General features: G+C 57.5%; 18 protein-coding genes and 1 pseudogene. 14 read left to right on the top strand and 5 right to left on the bottom strand.

All coding sequences use genetic code 11. From position 1 onward, the window contains the following. Positions 1-82 precede the first annotated feature (82 nt). Both P8S53_RS05765 and P8S53_RS05760 read left to right on the top strand, forming a co-directional pair. Positions 83-340 carry a hypothetical protein gene (locus tag P8S53_RS05765; protein WP_277806192.1) on the top strand — a complete coding sequence of 86 codons (258 nt, stop codon included), beginning with the start codon at positions 83-85 and terminating at the stop codon, positions 338-340. Between the two features lie 152 nt (positions 341-492). Then, positions 493-684: a Flp family type IVb pilin gene (locus P8S53_RS05760; RefSeq protein ID WP_277806191.1), complete on the top strand. Its 192-nt coding sequence runs from the start codon at positions 493-495 to the stop codon at positions 682-684. 237 nt (positions 685-921) lie between these two features. On the opposite strand, the gene P8S53_RS05755 is transcribed toward P8S53_RS05760, so the two are convergent. Continuing rightward, on the bottom strand, positions 922-2,226 hold the full coding sequence (locus P8S53_RS05755) for a tyrosine-type recombinase/integrase (protein ID WP_277806190.1): 1,305 nt from the start codon (positions 2,224-2,226) through the stop codon (positions 922-924). A 400-nt stretch (positions 2,227-2,626) separates the two neighbouring features. Between P8S53_RS05755 and P8S53_RS05750 the strand changes: the two genes are divergently transcribed. Further along, on the top strand, positions 2,627-2,902 hold the full coding sequence (locus tag P8S53_RS05750) for a hypothetical protein (protein WP_277806189.1): 276 nt from the start codon (positions 2,627-2,629) through the stop codon (positions 2,900-2,902). A 6-nt stretch (positions 2,903-2,908) separates the two neighbouring features. Continuing rightward, positions 2,909-3,802 (top strand): nucleotide-binding protein, encoded by an 894-nt coding sequence (locus P8S53_RS05745; RefSeq protein WP_277806188.1) that lies wholly within the window; start codon positions 2,909-2,911, stop codon positions 3,800-3,802. Between the two features lie 241 nt (positions 3,803-4,043). Here P8S53_RS05745 and P8S53_RS05740 read toward each other — a convergent pair whose 3' ends face one another. Further along, positions 4,044-4,928, bottom strand: coding sequence for a hydrogen peroxide-inducible genes activator (locus P8S53_RS05740; protein WP_277806187.1), 885 nt, complete (start codon positions 4,926-4,928; stop codon positions 4,044-4,046). 106 nt (positions 4,929-5,034) lie between these two features. Between P8S53_RS05740 and P8S53_RS05735 the strand changes: the two genes are divergently transcribed. Both P8S53_RS05735 and P8S53_RS05730 read left to right on the top strand, forming a co-directional pair. Beyond that, positions 5,035-5,679 carry a peroxiredoxin gene (locus P8S53_RS05735; RefSeq protein WP_277806186.1) on the top strand — a complete coding sequence of 215 codons (645 nt, stop codon included), beginning with the start codon at positions 5,035-5,037 and terminating at the stop codon, positions 5,677-5,679. A 184-nt stretch (positions 5,680-5,863) separates the two neighbouring features. Further along, complete coding sequence (locus P8S53_RS05730; RefSeq protein WP_277806185.1) at positions 5,864-6,733, top strand: MBL fold metallo-hydrolase; 870 nt, start codon at positions 5,864-5,866, stop codon at positions 6,731-6,733. Between the two features lie 167 nt (positions 6,734-6,900). On the opposite strand, the gene P8S53_RS05725 is transcribed toward P8S53_RS05730, so the two are convergent. Then, complete coding sequence (locus P8S53_RS05725) at positions 6,901-7,380, bottom strand: Rrf2 family transcriptional regulator (protein ID WP_277806184.1); 480 nt, start codon at positions 7,378-7,380, stop codon at positions 6,901-6,903. Positions 7,381-7,513: 133 nt separating this feature from the next. Between P8S53_RS05725 and P8S53_RS05720 the strand changes: the two genes are divergently transcribed. The 5 genes and pseudogenes from P8S53_RS05720 (at position 7,514) to cydX (ending at position 13,804) form a co-directional block, all read left to right on the top strand. Next, positions 7,514-9,169, top strand: coding sequence for an ABC transporter ATP-binding protein/permease (locus P8S53_RS05720; RefSeq protein WP_277806183.1), 1,656 nt, complete (start codon positions 7,514-7,516; stop codon positions 9,167-9,169). Beyond that, on the top strand, positions 9,166-10,806 hold the full coding sequence (locus P8S53_RS05715; RefSeq protein ID WP_277806182.1) for an amino acid ABC transporter ATP-binding/permease protein: 1,641 nt from the start codon (positions 9,166-9,168) through the stop codon (positions 10,804-10,806). The genes P8S53_RS05720 and P8S53_RS05715 overlap by 4 nt, the downstream gene beginning before the upstream one ends. Before the next feature lie 111 nt (positions 10,807-10,917). Continuing rightward, a pseudogene (locus P8S53_RS05710) lies at positions 10,918-12,527 on the top strand (cytochrome ubiquinol oxidase subunit I). Positions 12,528-12,532: 5 nt separating this feature from the next. Next, positions 12,533-13,684 (top strand): cytochrome d ubiquinol oxidase subunit II, encoded by a 1,152-nt coding sequence (cydB, locus tag P8S53_RS05705; RefSeq protein WP_277806181.1) that lies wholly within the window; start codon positions 12,533-12,535, stop codon positions 13,682-13,684. A gap of 12 nt (positions 13,685-13,696) precedes the next feature. Beyond that, complete coding sequence (gene cydX, locus P8S53_RS05700) at positions 13,697-13,804, top strand: cytochrome bd-I oxidase subunit CydX (RefSeq protein ID WP_277806180.1); 108 nt, start codon at positions 13,697-13,699, stop codon at positions 13,802-13,804. A 139-nt stretch (positions 13,805-13,943) separates the two neighbouring features. Here the strand turns inward: cydX and P8S53_RS05695 are convergent, their stop codons facing one another. Both P8S53_RS05695 and P8S53_RS05690 read right to left on the bottom strand, forming a co-directional pair. After that, entirely contained in the window at positions 13,944-14,951 is a 1,008-nt protein-coding gene (locus P8S53_RS05695; protein ID WP_277806179.1) for an SDR family NAD(P)-dependent oxidoreductase, read from the bottom strand. After that, entirely contained in the window at positions 14,948-16,252 is a 1,305-nt protein-coding gene (locus tag P8S53_RS05690) for a UDP-glucose/GDP-mannose dehydrogenase family protein (RefSeq protein ID WP_277806178.1), read from the bottom strand. The genes P8S53_RS05695 and P8S53_RS05690 overlap by 4 nt, the downstream gene beginning before the upstream one ends. Positions 16,253-16,357: 105 nt before the next feature. On the opposite strand from P8S53_RS05690, the gene P8S53_RS05685 reads away from it, so the two are divergent. From P8S53_RS05685 to P8S53_RS05675, 3 genes are all read left to right on the top strand, one after another. Further along, positions 16,358-16,561 carry a hypothetical protein gene (locus tag P8S53_RS05685; protein WP_277806177.1) on the top strand — a complete coding sequence of 68 codons (204 nt, stop codon included), beginning with the start codon at positions 16,358-16,360 and terminating at the stop codon, positions 16,559-16,561. A gap of 71 nt (positions 16,562-16,632) precedes the next feature. Beyond that, entirely contained in the window at positions 16,633-17,208 is a 576-nt protein-coding gene (locus tag P8S53_RS05680) for an ANTAR domain-containing response regulator (RefSeq protein ID WP_277806176.1), read from the top strand. Next, the gene (locus tag P8S53_RS05675; RefSeq protein ID WP_277806175.1) at positions 17,205-18,374 is read left to right on the top strand and encodes a CmpA/NrtA family ABC transporter substrate-binding protein; all 1,170 of its coding nucleotides are present in this window, start codon (positions 17,205-17,207) and stop codon (positions 18,372-18,374) included. Before P8S53_RS05680 ends, P8S53_RS05675 begins: the two co-directional genes overlap by 4 nt. Positions 18,375-18,556: the final 182 nt, after the last annotated feature.

Genomic DNA, 18,556 nt, shown 5'->3' with positions numbered 1-18,556 from the left:
AATTCACTTGGAGCCTTTTTTTGGTGACCGCAAAAAAAAGGCCCACTTGTTGATCAGAGAAATCAGAGCAATGAGAGTGGTCATGTCGAAAAGGGTGTTGGATCTTGAGAAGCGGGCGGAACAACTGCGCGCACAATATGAAGCAGCGGCGGCTCGTTTGAAGGATGAAAAGCGGCGCGCAATGACTCGGCGCAAAGTCATCATGGGGGCCGCCCTATTGTCGGCTATGGAAAATGACAAAGACAAAGACAAAGTCGCAAGGCTGGAAGCGTATCTTCTTCGGTATGTTTCAGCCAAAGATCTGGCGTTTCTCGAGTCTCAAAAGCAAATCGACGGGTGATAAAATCGGCGGTAGACGATGTGTTTTTTTCTGCTCAAAATCAACTTGGGAAAATTGTCCGAGTCTTTTTCCTCACATTTTTGTTTTCCAGCTTCGTTGTCTCTACCTCTGTTTCGCCAACGAAATGGCATTGTCAAAAAAGGAAAATCGACATGACGAAAATCAAAACTTTCTTCGCAACTGAAAAGGGTGCAGCCCTGGTTGAATATGGCATTCTGGTCGGTCTGATCGCCGTTCTGGCCATCGCTGCTGTTCTGGCACTGGGCGAGCAAGTCCAAAACGTGTTCCTGACAGTCGACAGCACGCTGGAAAGCAATCTTGGGCCGGACTTCGGACAAGATTGATGTTTGCTTTCACACTCTCTGTGTGATTCAAAATCAGAACCCTTTGGTCATAGTGGCCAAAGGGTTTTTTTGCGCATATTCTTATTTTATTTTGTAGAAATAGCCTCACGAACCTAAATGTTCATTGTGGCGAACGGAAGCGAAGCCTTCGTCCACTCCATTGACTTGGTAACTACCGAAAACCCTTGGGATGTCACCCCAAGGGTTTTCTTCCAACGACCTTGCAGCAATGTAATTTCAGATTCTTGATGTCACTGATATTCTTCTGATGACTTCAAGTTTCTTTTCAAGGCTTGCCCCTTTTCCATAGCGTTCTCGGCGTATTGTGTGGCCCATCATGTCGGCGGCGATCCTCTCTGGGATTTCCTGTGCTGTCATGCGGTCCTCAAAACTGTGGCGCAATGAATAGGCCCGATGATCAGGGCTGGGGAACAGCCCCGCTTGTCTGATAATGCGGTTTGTGTCCGTGCTCCATTTGTCCCGCCCTCGGTATGTTGGGAAGCCATCAGGACGGCGGCGCATGGCTTCCAAGGCGACCCCCCAAAGGGGAATCTGTCGCTTGCTGGCCTCGGTCTTCAAAGTCCTGTTCTTGTCGTTTATGTCAATGAAAGGGATCGGGGCGTTCAGGTGTATATCATCGGCATGTAGGCCGTGAATCTCGCTGGGTCTGGCTCCTGTGTTCACCATCACTAGCAAAACGTCCAATGCCTCCCTGTCCAATTCAGGGATTGGGTTTTCACACAATAGGGTGTCCCTGATCCAGTCGGATTCAAAGGGCGGGATTGCTCGGCCAGCTTTCTCTTTCAAGGCAAGACCAGCAAAGATCTTTGGGTCGCTCCATCTCTTGAAAGTGCAAAGTTTGGTGATCATGCCTGAAATGTGGATCAGGTCTTTGTTGGCTGTGCCGGGGCTTCCTGCGGCCTCTTCGGGATCTGCCAACCTGTCCAACCACCAGCCGCGAAAATCAAGCGCATCGTCTCGGGTGATTTCCAAGATCGGGCGGTCTCCAACTGCCTTGATAAAATTGCGCGCTGCCTTGATCCTTGGGTTTCTCCATCGGCGGATTGCGTCCGGTGTTTTGCCTTCGGTCTCCTGCTTGGCGATCTTCTCATATTCATCAAACAGGGTGGAAACCATCAATTTGGGCTGGTCAACACCCCCCAACAAGGCGGCGGTGGTCTCTTTGCTCTCCGCCTTGGGGTCAGCCTCTTTCAGGGTCAACAAGCGGGCCACAAGGTCTTCGATCGGCCCTTCAATGATCTCTTTGTTGGGCTTGTATGCAACACCATGACTCGCGGCCAAGTCTCGGATTTTGTCGTAGTGCTCGGGCGTGCCTTCGGTCGCGAGTCGGGCAGAGAGGCGGCGGTCAAGGTTTGCAAAAATGCCGTCTCTCGTCTCAACCGCTCGGCGGTGTGCGGTGGCTTCGTCTGCTGTGCGCAATGACAGAAACAGATCGCGCCGTGGCTCGATCTCGCGGTAGTGCTCGGGGATCCAAAGCCTCAAACAAAACAGCCCCTTTTTCCCCCGCCTGTAAATCTTCATACGTCCCGCCTTTGCTCCACTCTCTCCGCCATCATGGCGGGTTGCGGGCGGTTCCTCAAGCACTTTTTTGCTCGGTATTTGCTCGGCAATCGCTCGATATTTCGAGATTGGAAAACATAAGACGAGATTTATAGTATTGATTATAATAGATTATTTTAGAAACCTGCTGTCGATCGGCAAGATTATGAATCTCTGTCTCTCCGCCATATTGGCACTTAAGCTATTGTTTTTACAGATTTTTTTAAACCAGAAGCTAGCCTTTGCATGTTCCTATGCATGTCGGGGAGCTGACCGCAAACCGCTGTTTGTTGTGCTCATTGCCACGGAAACGTGAAGTCGGATCTTGTGCTATCATCGATAGTTGCCCCAAAGTTCACATGAAATTGTGGGGAACGGTTATATGATGAAAATAACAGGTCTAGACGCGATCATGAAGAAAACAGAGCAAATGTCGAAGTTTGCCAGTGAAATTGACGGTGAACTAGCCAGCGTTAGCTTCGATCCAAGTGATCCGGTAAGTATCGAAGCTGCGTTGCAGCAACTTAACGACGCAATCGACGAAAAAACCCGATCCTATGAGCGCAACGATTGGATACAGAACCTTGCCGAACAGCTAAAAGAGCAAGGGCGTGACAGTATTCTTGAAAAAGCTGCGGCTGCAAGGATTGGGAAATAGTGTGTAATGACCATCGCATCCGCGCTTGAAGACCTTAACAATGCAATTCTAGACATACAGCAATCCGACTATAACACATATGATAGGCCGATAAGAAAATTGGCTTTGGCCTTAAATGTCCCTGATTTGCAAGCAATCAACGAGGAACTTAAATCGAAAGTTGATTTCGAAGATTTTGTAGAACGTTCAAATAGTGGCGGTTCGATGCTTGGTAGCGCCCAACTAGATTGGCCATTGGAAAAAGAGCTTGAGCTTGGTTTGACGTTGCAACTAATTGAGAAAGCCGGAAAAGACCCTGAATGGCTTCTGAGTTTTTCACATGAATGGTACCATGATGGACACAAAATAATCGCTGGGATAAGAAAGCTGACACGTTCCGTGTTGATCCCCTTTGCCCGGGATTACAAAGCGTTCTTAGCCGATAAAGCCCCTACCGTGCCTTTAGAAAACAGGCCAAGCAACAAAACAAAGGTTTTTATTGTCCATGGACATGACGAAGGCCCGCGTGAATCTGTTGCCCGATTTTTGGAGAAATTGGGACTTCAGCCGGTAATTTTGCACGAGCAGGCGAGCCGTGGAATGACTATCCCAGAAAAGCTAATAGCACACGGGGACGTGGGTTTTGCGGTCGTTCTTTTAACACCTGACGATTTAGGGCGGGTAAAAACCGCAGCAAAAGATAACCCTCGGGCGCGTCAGAATGTCATACTTGAACTTGGGTATTTCGTGGGACGCCTTGGGCGTGACAAGGTGTGCGCACTTCTAAAAGGTGGCATTGAAATTCCGTCTGATTATGTCGGAACGGTTTATATCAATTGGGATACCGGGAACGCATGGAAACTAGAGCTGGCTAAGGAGCTTCGGGCAGCGGAGTACGATGTAGACTTTAATAAGATATAATTGCCACACTCCGCCAAACGTTCGTAGCATCACTCTCCCGTCGCAAGCGGCGCTTCGGTCGGGACAAGAACGCGGGTCGCCATGCCCTTTTCGATACCTGGACTATAGAAGGAACGCGGGATTTCAGCGGCTGCGCTAGCAAGCTTTGCGTCAAGCCCCGCGACTTCCTGCGCCACCTTAACCCGTTCGGCGGCGTCTGGCGCATGGGCAAGCCGATCTGCCTGATGCCGGAGCTGATCATCTAAGTGTCATTTCTTGCTGCCCGTATAAGATTGCCGAGGGTGCGGAAGACATCCACCCTTGCAGAACCGGGGCGCCAGGCAAGGACAACACGGCGGGGGCAGGCGTCGGGCAGTGGTGTCAGTTGAACCTGTATGTTGCCGGTTACACCTGCCGCTACGGCAAGGTTTGGCAAAAGCGTAATGCCAAGCCCTGCTGCGACCATCGCAATAAGGGTGGTCAGGCTGGTCGCAGCGAAGGTGTCATTGGTGGCGAGCATCTGCCCCGGATAGGCCGCCAAAGCATGTCGATGCAGGCAATGGCCCTTCTCCAGCAGCATAAGCTGGCCGCTGTTTGTCAGCGCCTGTGTGCTGTGGGGCGCGGGCCAGTTCGCGGGGGTGGCCAGATGATAGCCGTCTTCGAACAAAGGCATGATTTCAATTGCGCCAGTGTCAAAGGGCAGCGCAATCAGCACCAGATCGAGGCGACCCGAGTTCAGACCGTCTATCAGACTCTCTGTCATTTCCTCTCGCAGATAGACACGCAACTGCGGAAAGGACCCGCGGATCAAGGGCAGTGCGTGTGGCAGCAGATATGGGCTGATCGTGGGGATTGTTCCAAGCTTCAGATCGCCTTTGCCGGGGTCCTTGTAAGATTGGGCTACGGTCTCGATTTCCGCCGCATCAAGCAGCAGGCGTTTTGCCCGCAAGACTATTTCCCGGCCTACAGGTGTCAGCATCACGCTTTGCCGTGTGCGTTCGATCAATGTTACTTCAAGCCGGTCTTCAAGCTCCTTGATGCCCGCGCTCAGGGTTGGCTGGGTCACGAAACAGACCTCCGCCGCGCGAGAGAAGTTCAGGTTTTCTGCCACCGCAGTCAGGAATTGGAGTTGGCGCAAAGTGATCATTGATAGATTTCCTCTATTATAATCATAAATATATTCAATTTGATCTATATATAGCAAGGGCCTATCTCGGGGGCATCACAATGATACCCGAAAAAGGACACAGATCATGACCGACAATATCCAACCTATCGGCCCCCGCCTGAACGAACCTGCGCCGGCGTTTGACGCGCCGACGACACACGGCCAGAAGACGCTCGAAGACTACCGTGGCAAATGGCTGGTTCTTTTCTCGCACCCGGCCGACTTTACGCCGGTCTGCACCACCGAATTCATTGCTTTCGCCAAAAAGCAGGATGAATTCAATGCGATGAACACCAAACTGCTTGGCCTGTCGATCGACAGTCATTACAGCCACATTGCCTGGATTCTTAACATCAAGGACAAGTTCGGGGTTGAGATCAAATTCCCGATCATCGCGGACCTGAGCATGGCAGTGGCGCAAGCCTACGGCATGATCCAGCCCGGTGCGTCCGATACGGCAGCGGTGCGCGCCACGTTTATCATTGACCCTGAAGGCGTATTGCGCGCGATGGTCTACTACCCGATGAATGCAGGTCGTTCGGTGGACGAAATCCATCGTCTGCTGCTGGCACTTCAAACAGCGGATGAGAATCACTGCGCCATGCCGGAGAACTGGAAGCCGGGTGATGAGGTGATTGTGCCGACCCCCAAGACCCCGCAAGAGGCCGCAGCCCGCGCCAGCGAAGGGTATAATACAGTTGACTGGTATTTCTCGACCCGCGCGCTTTGACAATGCGGGCGGGCCGGACAGGCCCGCCTGACACACCCATTTGATGACGGGAGGGCAGGCTATGACCACCGCCATACTGACAAACCGTCTTGAATGGCATGAGGAAGAACTCTGGATGATGAAGGCCAGCATGCGCTGATGCATGCATGAAGGGCCAATCCACCCATGTGACAGGAGCAAAGAGATGACCAACCCCATCGTTAAACCCTTCTGGGATGAACCCACCGGAAGCTGGCAGTATGTTTTCCATGATCCCGACACTATGAAAGGCGCAATCGTTGATCCGGTGCTGGATTTTGATCCGCTGGCAGGTGCGACGTCGACGGTGAACGCGCAACGCCTGCTGGATTATGTGCGTGAAACCGGAATCGAACTGGTCTGGATTCTGGACACGCATCCGCACGCCGATCATTTCTCGGCAGGGTCATGGCTGAAGGCGCAGACCGGCGCGCCCACGGCAATCGGCGAAAAGGTAACTGACGTTCAAACGCTTTGGCAGGGCATCTACAACCTGCCCGATGATTTCCCGACCGATGGCCGCCAATGGGACCGGTTGTTCGCTGATGGCGCGGAATTCATGGTGGGCAATGTGCCGGTCAAGGTCATGTTTTCGCCCGGGCACACGCTGGCGTCGATCACCTATATCGCAGGTGACGCGGCCTTCGTGCATGACACGTTGATGATGCCGGACAGTGGCACGTCACGCGCCGATTTTCCGGGTGGAAGTTCCAAAGCGCTGTATAACAGCATTCGGGCGATCCTGTCCTTGCCTGCACAAACGCGTGTCTTTGTCGGCCACGATTACGCACCGGACCGCGAACCGCAATGCGCGGCAACCGTGGCAGAGCACCGCGCCAGCAACATCCACTGGAAGGATGCCCCATCCGAGGCAGAGTATCGCGCGGTAAGGGACGCGCGCGACATGACATTGCCACTGCCCAAACTGATGCTGGCGGCCTTGCAGGTGAATATCCGCGGCGGGCGCTTGCCAGAGCCGGAAAAGAACGGGCGATCCTATTTGAAACTGCCGCTGAACTATTTCGAAAGCCGGTAAGGCTTGGGGCGCGGTGGTCATGGGTGCTGAATCTGGCACCGGTTTCTGGTGCGCCTATGGGCCGTGGCATTGCCTTCTGTGGCGTGTCAGGCACATTGGCGGAAGCGTCCAGCCCAACCAACCCCCTTCCATATCATCATCATCAAGCATCGCAGGGTGAACAAACCTTATGCAGTGTTCAACTGCGACTTGTCGCATCCCGGACCGTTAAGGGGGGACATATGCAGCAACTCCCGCAACCCGCAATTGCCGCGCACCAGATCTTCCAGCGTTACCATGTCCAATTCATGATAGAACGCTTCAAGTGCGCGTGTGATGTAGGTGCGCAAGCGACAGGTTTGCGACAACGGGCAGGTGTTTTGCGCAGGATTAAAGCACTCCGCGAATGGCGTGCCGCTTTCAAACAGGCGGAACACCTCTCCCACCGAGACACGTTCGGGCGCGCGCGTCAGGCGCAGACCACCAGTGCGGCCACGTTGCGTTTCGACAAAGCCGTGATCCTGCAAGACATTTACGACTTGCAGAAGGTGATGCACAGATGCGTTGCAGCGTGCAGCAATATCGGCGGTTCGCAGCTTCGCACCCTCGTTTACACCGCAGGCCATCAGGACGCGCATGGCAAGATTGGTTCGGGTCGTCAGGCGCATATCCGGCCTCCTCTGTGCGACTTTATGTCATGCTTATAGGGCGAAAGCATCACTTTTCATGTGATCTGGATCAAGTCGGCTTACTAAAAAATGTAATAACTCATCCAGAAGATACAACTTATCGGGCGCGATTATGGGCCAAAAGTCACCAAAACAAACTGCACTGAACACGCTGGAAGCCAACGCGCGGCGGCCTGTCCAGTATGCAAGCCTTCTGTCGGGGGGGGCGGCGCTGATCTGGCCGCTTCAGGCGGTTTTGGTCGCGTTGCTCTTTGCGGGGCTGTTGCAAGGCGGTGGCCCTGCGCCTGTGCTGCTGGTCGGTGGCTTCGTGCTGCTTGGACTTGTGCGGGCGGCATTGGGCTATGTGTCCGAGAAGATGCTTCAAACTAGCGCCCACGCCCTGATCGCGCGCTTGCGCGACACCATGATCACGACAGAAACGACCCGCGCATCTGACACTACGTTCGGCAGCGCAGGGGCGGTTGCTGTGCTTGCCAGCACAAAACTGGACATGCTGATCCCCTATATCACCCGCTATCGTCCTGCGCGCATGCGCGTTTTGCTGGTCCCGCCGGTCATTCTGGTTCTGTCATTCTGGCATGCATGGGTGGTGGGGCTGGTCTTGCTGGTCGCGGGGCCACTGATTCCGGTGTTCATGGCGCTGGTCGGTTGGGCCGCAAAAGAGGCCAGCGCGCGCCAGCTAAGCGAGATTGGCAGTCTGAACGACCTGCTGGTCGAGCGCTTCTCTGCGCTGCCCGATATTCGCGCCCTTGGTGCAGGTGCGCGCGTGCAAGCGGGTTTTGCCGCAAAAGCGGATGATTTGCGCCGTCGCACCATGGCGGTGCTAGCCGTTGCCTTCATGTCCTCCACGGTATTGGAATTATTTTCAGCGCTTGGGGTGGCGCTCGTGGCGGTGTTTGTGGGGTTTTCGCTGCTGGATGTGGTGACGTTTGGCACATGGGGCGCGCCGCTGTCACCGGCTGTAGGCATTTTCCTGCTGTTGCTGGCGCCCGAGTTCTTCCAGCCTTTGCGCGATGTGGCCGCTGCATGGCATGACAAGGCCGCAGCCGATGCCGTGGCCGAGGAGTATGAGACGTGGCATGGGAACCTGGCCACCAAGCGGCTGGGGGCAGGTATCAATACCGCACCCCTGCCGGGCCTGCCGTCATTGACGCTGCGTGCCGCACAACTTCCGTCAGGTATCGCCTTGCCTGAACTGTCTGTCAAAGCTGGCGAACGCGTCGCGCTGGTCGGTCCCAGTGGCGCGGGCAAGACGACGATTCTGCGCCTGCTGGCGGGCTTGCTACACCTGCCGGGCGCGCAGGTCATGGTCGCGGGGCATATACTGGATGACACCAGTGCGGATGGCTGGCGCAGGCGCGTTGGCTGGATGCCGCAGGCCGCGCATTTCCTGAACGCCAGCTTGCGGCGCAATATCGACATGGGCCGGCCGGAGGCGGGTAATATGAAGGACGCGCTGCAACGGGCCGCCCTTGCGCCGGTGATTGCTGGCCTGCCGCAAGGATTGAACACGCAGCTTGGCGAAACCGGCGCGGGGTTGTCGGGGGGCGAAGGGCGCCGCGTGCTGCTGGCCCGCGCCCTGTTCGCGCGCCCCGACGTTATTCTGGCCGACGAGCCGACCGCCGATCTGGACGCGGCAACTGCGGCGCTGATCACGCACGCCTTGATGATGGAGGCCGCGCGCGGGACCACGTTGATCGTGGCGACCCATGACATGAAACTTGCGCGGCACATGGACCGGATCATCCGGCTTGGGGGTGCGGCATGAACGCGCTTTGGTTCATATTCCGGCTGATCCTGCGCGACCAGCGCAAGGCATTGCTGCGCGGTGCGGCGCTAAGTTTTGCAGTGCTTGTCATGGGGGCAGCCCTGTTGGGGGTGTCGGGGTGGTTCATCACCGGCGCTGCGGCGGCGGGGCTGCTGGGTATAGGGGCCGTGTTCGATGTTTTCCGCCCGTCTGCCACAATCCGCTTTCTTGCGTTGGGGCGGACGGTCGCACGCTATGGGGAACGCATGCTGACCCATGACGCGACATTGCGCGCGCTGGAAACCTTGCGTTTGCGCGTGTTGCGCACAGTGCTGGCAGCGCCGTTCACGCAGCTTGCCCGCCTGCGTGGCCCGCAGGCGCTGGCGCGGCTGACCGCAGATATCGACGCGCTTGACGGTATATCGCTGCGCTTGGTTTTGCCACTTGTTGCGGCAATTGCCACGCAGGCGCTTGCATTTGCGCTGCTCTGGTGGCTGGTCAACCTGCCACTGGCGCTGTTTTCGCTAATCGGGTGGCTGGGCGGCACTGCGCTGGTGCTGGCCAGCGCAGCCCGGCAATCCGTGCCACTGTCGCGCAAGGCAGAAGCCGCAATGCAGGCCCTGCGCGCTCGGATGATCGACATGATCCGCAGCCGTGACACGCTGGCCGCCTATGGCCGGTTGCGCGATCAGGCCGAATTCGCGCAGACCGCACAGAACCGCCAATCCGGCCTGCGCCGCGCGCTTGACCGGGTTGAGCGCCGCACCGGGGCCGCGCAATCGGTGCTTGCCACGCTTATGGCGGGCGGTGCGCTGTGGATCGGGGCCGTATCCGTGACACACGGGCCGATGGCACCCGCCATTGCGGCGCTTGGGTTTTTCACAACCCTTGCATTGGCGGAAACTGTCGCGCCCCTGCGCCGCGCCATCGCAGAACTGGGCCGCATGAGCGAGGCCGCGCGCCGTGTGCGCCGCACTTTGACGGTGCCGCCTGCGGCGCACGTTGGACGATCCGTAAGCGTTGAAACCCTGAGTATAAGGAACATCTGCGTTGCGCGGCCGGGAACAAAGACGGCCATTGTCAGCGGGCTGGCATTTTCGATCAAACCCGGCGAAACCCTTGCCCTGACTGGTCCCAGCGGATGCGGAAAGTCAACCGTTTTGCAAGCCATTGCGGGGCTGGTGCCCGTTCTGGAAGGAACGATAAATCTGGGTGCGCTGCCCGTGCAGGACTGGGAAGAACAGGCGCTGCGCAACGCCGTCACCTATCTGCCCCAGCGCAGCGCCCTGATGGCAGGCACGGTGCGCGATGCCCTGTTGCTGGCGCAGCCCGAAGCCACTGATGCGGATCTGTGGGCGGCGCTGGATGCCGTGGCGCTTGCCGCTGTGATCCGTCCGCGCGGCGGGCTGGACATGGTCCTTGGCCCAAGGGGGGACGGGTTGTCGGGCGGCGAGGCACGGCGCCTGACGCTGGCCCGCGCGGCCCTGCGCCGCCCTGCGCTGCTGTTGCTGGATGAACCGACCGAGGGGCTGGATGACGCAACCGCCGATAAGGTGCTGGCAGGGCTGCGCGCCTTTCTGCCCGATGCCATGATCATCATGGCCAGCCACCACCTGCGCGAGACTGCGACAGCAGACCGCACCCTTTCCCTGCAATAAGTCGTAATTTTGCTACGACTTATTGATCCAGATCAATGTGTAAAATTCATTACAGAGGCAATTTTCGCAGCATTATTGGGGTAATTCCCCCGTTATACTGGAGCAAGAGATATGGAATTTTGGATCGTCGAGCTGTCGCGCCTGCAATTCGCGATGACAGCCATGTATCACTTCCTGTTCGTGCCGCTAACGCTTGGCCTGTCACTGCTGATCGCCATCATGGAAACGGTCTATGTCATGACCGGCCGCGTGATCTGGCGGCAGATGACCAAGTTCTGGGGCACGCTGTTCGGGATCAACTTCGTCCTTGGTGTGGCCACTGGCATCACGATGGAATTCCAGTTCGGCATGAACTGGAGCTATTACAGCCATTATGTCGGCGATGTGTTCGGTGCCCCGCTCGCGATCGAGGGGTTGATGGCCTTCTTCCTTGAAGCGACGTTTGTGGGCTTGTGGTTCTTTGGCTGGGACAAACTCAGCAAGGTCAAGCATATGATCGTCGGCTGGCTGGTCGCCATCGGGTCGAACTTTTCGGCGTTGTGGATCCTGATCGCCAATGGCTGGATGCAAAATCCGGTCGGCGCTGAATTCAACCCAATGACCATGCGCATGGAGATGACAGATTTTTATGCCGTCCTGTTCAACGAGGTTGCACAGGCGAAATTCGTCCATACTGTCAGCGCAGGCTACGTGACGGCGGCGGTGTTCGTGCTCGGTGTCTCGGCGTGGTATCTGTTAAAGGCCGTCATGTGGAAATGGCGCGCCGGTCCATCGCAGTTGCCTCCAGCTTCGGGTTGGCAGCGGCGCTGTCGGTCGTGTTGCTGGGCGACGAATCCGGCTACAGTGCAACGCATACACAACGCATGAAGCTGGCCGCGATGGAAGGGATGTGGGAAACCGAAGCAGCACCTGCCTCCTTCACGCTGGTGGGCCTGCCCGATCAGGCAGCCCGCGAGAACCACTATGCGATCCATATCCCCTATGCGATGGGGTTGATCGCCACGCGTTCGCTGACGAAGGAAATCCCGGGCATCAACGATCTGGTGCTGGAATCGCAAGACCGCATCCGCGCTGGTATCATTGCCTATGACGCACTGATGACAATTCGCGCAGAACGTGACGCCACGCCGCCAGATGTGCTGGAAACCTTTGAATTGCATGGCGCAGATCTGGGCTATGCCTTCCTTTTGCTGCGCTACACTGACGACCCGCGCACCGCGACAGAAGCGCAGATATTGCAGGCCGCCGATGACACTGTACCAACTGTCTGGCCGCTGTTCTGGGCGTTCCGCATCATGGTGGCGCTTGGCTTTGCTTTCATCGCTGTGATGCTGTTTTTCTTCATCCGCAGCAATTTCGGCAAGCGCGATTACCCGCGTTGGGCGCTGTGGGGGGCTGTGTTCGCCATACCAACACCATGGATCGCTGCGGAAATGGGCTGGTTCGTGGCCGAATATGGCCGCCAGCCCTGGACCGTGGATGGCATCCTGCCCACGGCCATGTCGGTCAGTCACCTGTCCATCACATCTGTCGCGCTGACGCTTGTGGGCTTTGTCGCCTTCTACACTGTGCTTCTGGTGATCGAAATGTCCTTGATGTTGAAATACATCCGCAAAGGCCCGGAACAGGACGTAACCGAGACTGAAATCGCCATGGCACGCCACGCTCACCGGCTGCGCACCCATGACGGCAATGTGCCCCTTGGCACACCAGCGGAGTAAGACAGATGATCCTGCATCAACTTATCGACTATGAAATCCTGCGCCTGATCTGGTGGGGCCTGCTGGGGGTGCTGCTGATCGGCTTTGCCCTGACGGACGGGTTCGATATGGGCGTGGGCGCGCTGTTGCCCTTCGTTGCCAAAACTGACACGGAACGGCGCCTTGTCATCAACACAGTCGGTCCGGTCTGGGAAGGCAATCAGGTCTGGTTCATCCTTGGCGGCGGCGCGATATTTGCCGCATGGCCACCGCTTTACGCGGTCAGCTTCTCGGGGTTTTACCTGGCCATGTTCCTTGTGCTGGCTGCGCTGATCCTGCGGCCTGTGGGGTTCAAGTATCGCTCCAAGCGCGAGTCCGCACGGTGGCGGGGCGGATGGGACTGGGCCTTGTTCGTGGGCGGCGCAGTGCCCGCACTTCTATTCGGCGTGGCCGTCGGCAATGTGCTGCTGGGCGCGCCCTTCCGGCTGACAGATAACCTGTTCTCGTTATATGAAGGAAGCTTCTTCCAACTGTTGCATCCCTTCGCGTTACTGGCCGGTGTCGTGTCACTGGCGATGCTGGTGGCACATGGCGCGACATGGCTGGCAGTCAAGGCCGAGTCGCCTGCCATTCTGGTGCGCGCCCGCCGTATCGGGTTCTGGTCCGGGGTCGTGGCGATTGCGGGCTATGCACTGGCGGGGCTGTGGCTGGCATTCGGCATTTCCGGATTTGTCATGGTGGGCGAGGTGGTGACCAATGGCCCGTCCAACCCGTTGATGTCCGAAGTCCTGCGCGAAGGGTCGTGGCTGGCGGCCTATACCGTCCGGCCCTGGGCCATCATTGCGCCGGTCATGGGTTTTGCCGGCATGGCGTTGGCCGTTCGCGGTTTGGCGCGCGGCGGCGAGGTGTCGGCGCTGCTGTGGTCAAAACTCGGGATTACGGGGGTAATATCGTCGGTCGGGCTGACGATGTTTCCGTTCATCATGCCGTCGTCAATCGATCCGAAATCGTCGCTGACAGTCTGGGACGCGTCTTCATCGCACCTGACCTTGTTCATCATGCTGGTCTGCACGGTTATCTTCATGCCGATCATCCTGATCTATACGGCATGGGTCTACAAAGTGCTTTGGGGCAAGGTGGATGAGAACGAGCTGACCTCCAACAAGAACGCCTACTGAAAGGAAACGACAATGTGGTATTTCGCATGGTTACTCGGCCTTCCCTTGGCCGCCATGTTCGCCGTCATGAACGCGATGTGGTTCGAGATGCGCGAAGATAAAAAACTGACAGAAGAATGATGCCCAATGCCCCGCGCGTCGTCGTGCGGGGCATTGGATTCTTGCACAGATGTTCCCAGCCTGCCTGCGGAAAATGAGTATGGGGAATGACGCGCCGCCGTTAAACTTTATTAAATTCGGTTAGCAACATACTTATATATCAAGCGTCATCTGTATATTCCGTCCGATACCAATCAACGAACGCCCGCACGCCTTCGACAAAATCAGTTTGCGGGCGCGCACCGGTCAGCGCGTGTAGCAGGCTTGCATCGGCCCATGTGGCGGGAACGTCACCTTGTTGCATGTCCATGTAATTGCGGATTGCCTTGCGCCCCGTGGCCGCTTCGATCGCGTCGATGAAATCTTCCAGCCGGATTTTGTCGGAATTGCCGATATTGACCACGCGAAACGGCGCAACCGGCGACAGGCTGTCGCTGGCATGTTGCGCGCTTGTGCCGGGGACCGCGTCAAACAACAGACGGATTGCGCGCACCAGATCATCCACATAAGTGAAATCGCGCCACATATTTCCGTGGTTATATACATCAATGGGCTGGTCGTGCAGAATGGCCTTGGTGAACTTGAATAACGCCATATCGGGCCGCCCCCACGGGCCATACACTGTAAAGAAACGAAACATCGTGATCGGCAGGTCGTGGATATGCGCCCAGGAATGGGCCATTGCCTCATTCGCTTTTTTGGTGGCTGCATAAAATGACATCTGCGTGTCGGCTTTATGCGTTTCCGCATAGGGCATTTCGGTATTCGCGCCATAGACGGAACTGGTCGAGGCCATCAGCAGATGCGCGGGCCGCACGGCAAGGGCTGCGTCCATCAGGTTGAAAGTGCCCACGATATTGGCATCGACATAGGCGCGCGGGTTGTCGATGGAATAGCGCACCCCTGCCTGAGCGGCCAGATGAACGATGATGTCGGGCTGCGCGCCCTTCACGCAGTCCGACAGCGTGTCACCATCCTCCAGCAATGCGCGGGTCATGTGGTAATGCGGATAGGCGGCAAGAATGGCCAGACGCCGCTCTTTCAGCGTCACGTCATAGTAATCCGTCATCGCATCATAGCCGTGGACGGTCCAGCCTTCGTCCAGCAACAGCCGCGCCAGATGAAAGCCGATGAACCCCGCAGCACCCGTGATAAAGGCAGTTTTCAACGCCCGACCCCCTCATACCCGGTAAAGCCTGCGGCCATCGTGTCCGCGCGCGAATAGATGTTACGCAAATCGGCCAGAAGCGGGGTTGCCATGGCATTTGCCAGCCGTTTCAGATCCAGCGCGCGGAATTCGTTCCATTCCGTCAGGATCAGCAAGCAATCGGCCCCCGCGACGGCGCTATAGGGGTCTTCAACCCAGTGAACACCGGGCAGGAGCGCTTCGCCTTCCTTGCGGCCATGCGGGTCGACGACGCGGACCAGCGCGCCGCCGCCCACAAGCGCGGGCACAATCGTCAGCGAGGGAGCATCGCGCATGTCGTCGGTTTCGGGTTTGAACGTGACGCCCAGAACGGCGATGGTCTTGCCATTCACCGACCCGCCGCACAGGTCCATCACCTTGTCGATCATCCGGCGCTTGGTCACATCATTGACCGCCATCACAGTTTCGGTAATCCGCTGCGGCACGCCATGTTCCTGCCCGATGCGTGCCAGCGCGCTGGTATCCTTGGGAAAGCACGACCCGCCATAGCCGGGGCCTGCATGCAGAAACTTGTTGCCGATGCGCCCGTCCAGCCCCATGCCACGGGCCACCGCTTTGACATCGGCGCCCACACGTTCGCATAGTGCTGCGATTTCGTTGATGAAGCTGATCTTGGTCGCCAGAAAGGCGTTGGCGGCATATTTGATCATCTCGGCCGATTCCAGATCGGTATAGACAATGGGAAAATCGCGCAGGAACAGAGGGCGATAGACATCGCCCATAACCGCTTTCGCGCGGTCGGATTCAACACCCACAACCACGCGGTCGGGTTTCATGAAATCGTCGATTGCAGCACCTTCGCGCAGAAATTCCGGGTTCGAGGCCACATCGAATTCCGCCTGCGGATTTGCCGCACGCATGACCGCTTCGACCTTGCGGTTGGTGCCGACCGGCACCGTCGATTTGGTAACGATGACGGCGTACCCGGTCAGCGCATGCGCCACATCTTCGGCGGCGGCCATCACATAGGTCAGGTCCGCATGCCCGTCACCGCGCCGCGTTGGCGTGCCGACCGCGATGAACACTGCATCCGCGCCATCAACGGCGGCGGCCAGATCGGTGGTGAAACGCAACCGCCCCGCCGCGACATTGCGCGCCATTACGGCATCAAGGCCCGGCTCGTAAATCGGCACCTCTCCACACTCCAGCCGCGCGATCTTTTCGGGCATCTTGTCAACGCAGATCACATCATGCCCGAAATCCGAAAAACAAACACCAGAGACAAGACCAACATACCCCGTCCCGATCATCGCAATCTTCATTAGTCGCTTTCCCCTGATTCATTCTGTCGTTAGGCGTTTTGCGCTCGAACGGCCCGCGTGGCGCATGTTTCATGCTGTTTATCTTCTATCGTGCCCGAGCGGATAATGTCCAATGACTTGCTGAGCACGTCAGCCCGGATCACTATGCGTTTCGGGGCGGTCGACAAGCCGGTGCAGATACCTGCAATTTCGGGCTTCAGTGTCTGGTTTTCGGCCATCCGGCATAACCGCGCCCATCAGAATGCACATAAAGCTGGCAACGCCCCTGCATTTGCCGAATTTTTGGTCAACATCGCACTGAAGAACTGACTTTCCCCCTGATGGCCTTGCCCTGCTGCCCCGTTCATGGGCTGCAAGGGGCAGATCAACAAGTGTCAGACATGAAACTTCACATCGTCATTGTAGAACCCGACCAAACCCGCGCGCGGCTGGTGATTGATAGCCTGCAACCGCTGGGCCATCAGGTGACTGTCATTGGCGAGGCGTCGGGTCTGGCGCGGCGGGTGTGCGACATTGCCCCCGACATTGTGCTGATAGATATGTCCAACCCGTCACGCGACACGCTGGAAGAAATGGCGCTTGCCTCTGGCCCGATGGAACGGCCGGTTGCGTTTTTCGTTGACCGCACGGACCGTGACCTGACCCAACAGGCCATCGAGGCGGGCGTATCCGCCTATGTCGTCGACGGGTTGCAGCCCGAACGCGTGGCATCCGTGATGGATGCCGCCATTGCGCGGTTTCAGATGTTCCGCCGCATGCGAGTCGAGTTGGAGACAACACGCCGCGCGCTGGAAGAGCGCAAGCTGATTGACCGCGCCAAGGGCATATTGATGAAGGCGCGCGGCCTGACCGAGGAAGAAGCCTACGCCTTGTTGCGCAAAACCGCGATGGATCAGGGTCGCAAAGTGGCCGAAGTTGCCAGCGCCCTTGTCACCGCAGCGGGGCTGTTGTCATGAACCTGACCACATGCCGTATAGGCTTTGTTCCGCTATTGGATATGGCGCCGATTGTCGTTGCGCATGAAATGGGATTTGCGCAAGCCGAAGGGCTGGGGCTGGATTTGCAGCGCGCGCCGTCGTGGTCCAGCCTGCGCGATATGCTGCTTTGGGGGCAGGTGGATGCCGCGCAGATGCTGGCCCCTGTGCCGGTGGCGATGGCGCTGGGCCTTGGTGGTGCGGTGGCGCGGCTGGACATCTTGCAGGTGCTGTCCATCAATGGCGATGTGATCGGCGTGTCGCAAATGCTTGCCGACAGGCTGCGCGCGGCGGGCCATGATTTCGCGTTTACTGATGCGCGGCAGGCGGCAACCGATCTTGCAAGGGTGGTTGATGGTCCCTTGCGTATCGGCGTGCCGTTTCCGTTTTCCACCCATGTCGAGTTAGTCACCTATTGGCTGCGCAATACCGGCCTGAACTATGAACTGTGCACCATCCCGCCGCCGCGTATGGCAGATGCGCTGGCCGCCGGCGAAGTGGACGCGTTCTGCGTTGGCGAGCCTTGGGGGTCGGTCGCGGTGGAACTGGGCGCAGGCACATTGCTGTTGCCCAGCCGCGCCATATGGGCGGTGGCCCCTGAAAAGGTTCTGGCCGCGCGCCATGACTGGGTGTGTGAAAACCCAGCACTGACAGGACGGCTGATGCGCGCGATCTGGCGGGCGGCCAAATGGTTAAGCGTGCCTGAAAACCGCCTTGTCACGTCGGAAATTCTGGCACAGCCCGAATATGTGAACGCCCCTGTCGAAGTGCTGGACAGGGCCTTGCGCGGTGAAATGGTCATTTCCCCCAAGGGTGAAATCCGGCGGGTGCCCGACATGATCCGTTTTTTTGACGGGGCGGCAAGTTTTCCATGGCGGTCGCAGGCGGCGTGGTTCGCAGCACAGCTGGCCGCACGCCACGGGCTTGATACCGCCACATGTGTTGATGAAGCCAAGGCCATATGCCGCACGGATCTGTATCGCCAGAATTTGCGCGCGGCGGGGGCCGATCTTCCCGGCGCATCTGAAAAACTGGAAGGCAGTTTGCACCACCCCACGGCGGTCGCATCCGAGCGTGGCCAGATGATCCTTGCCCCGGATGCTTTTTTTGATGGACAGATTTTCGACTCCAGCCGGAAATCGCGCTGATTTTTTCAGCACAACATTGCTGCACCAGCATAATGGCCGCTTTTCTTCAGGTTTTGCGTTGTTTTCGCGCCGCGTGCTTTTAATGATCAACTTAACCGAAGCGGCAAGGATGCCGATTCGTAAAATCAGGGTTCAACGATGAACCCTTATGGGCACAGCCGCCTGACCAGATTGCGCTTCCT

The sequence above is a fragment of the Roseinatronobacter sp. S2 genome (genome assembly GCF_029581395.1).
Lineage (GTDB): Bacteria > Pseudomonadota > Alphaproteobacteria > Rhodobacterales > Rhodobacteraceae > Roseinatronobacter.
The sequence above is the reverse complement of the archived record's forward strand: the minus strand, read 5'-3'. Positions and strand labels throughout refer to the sequence as shown.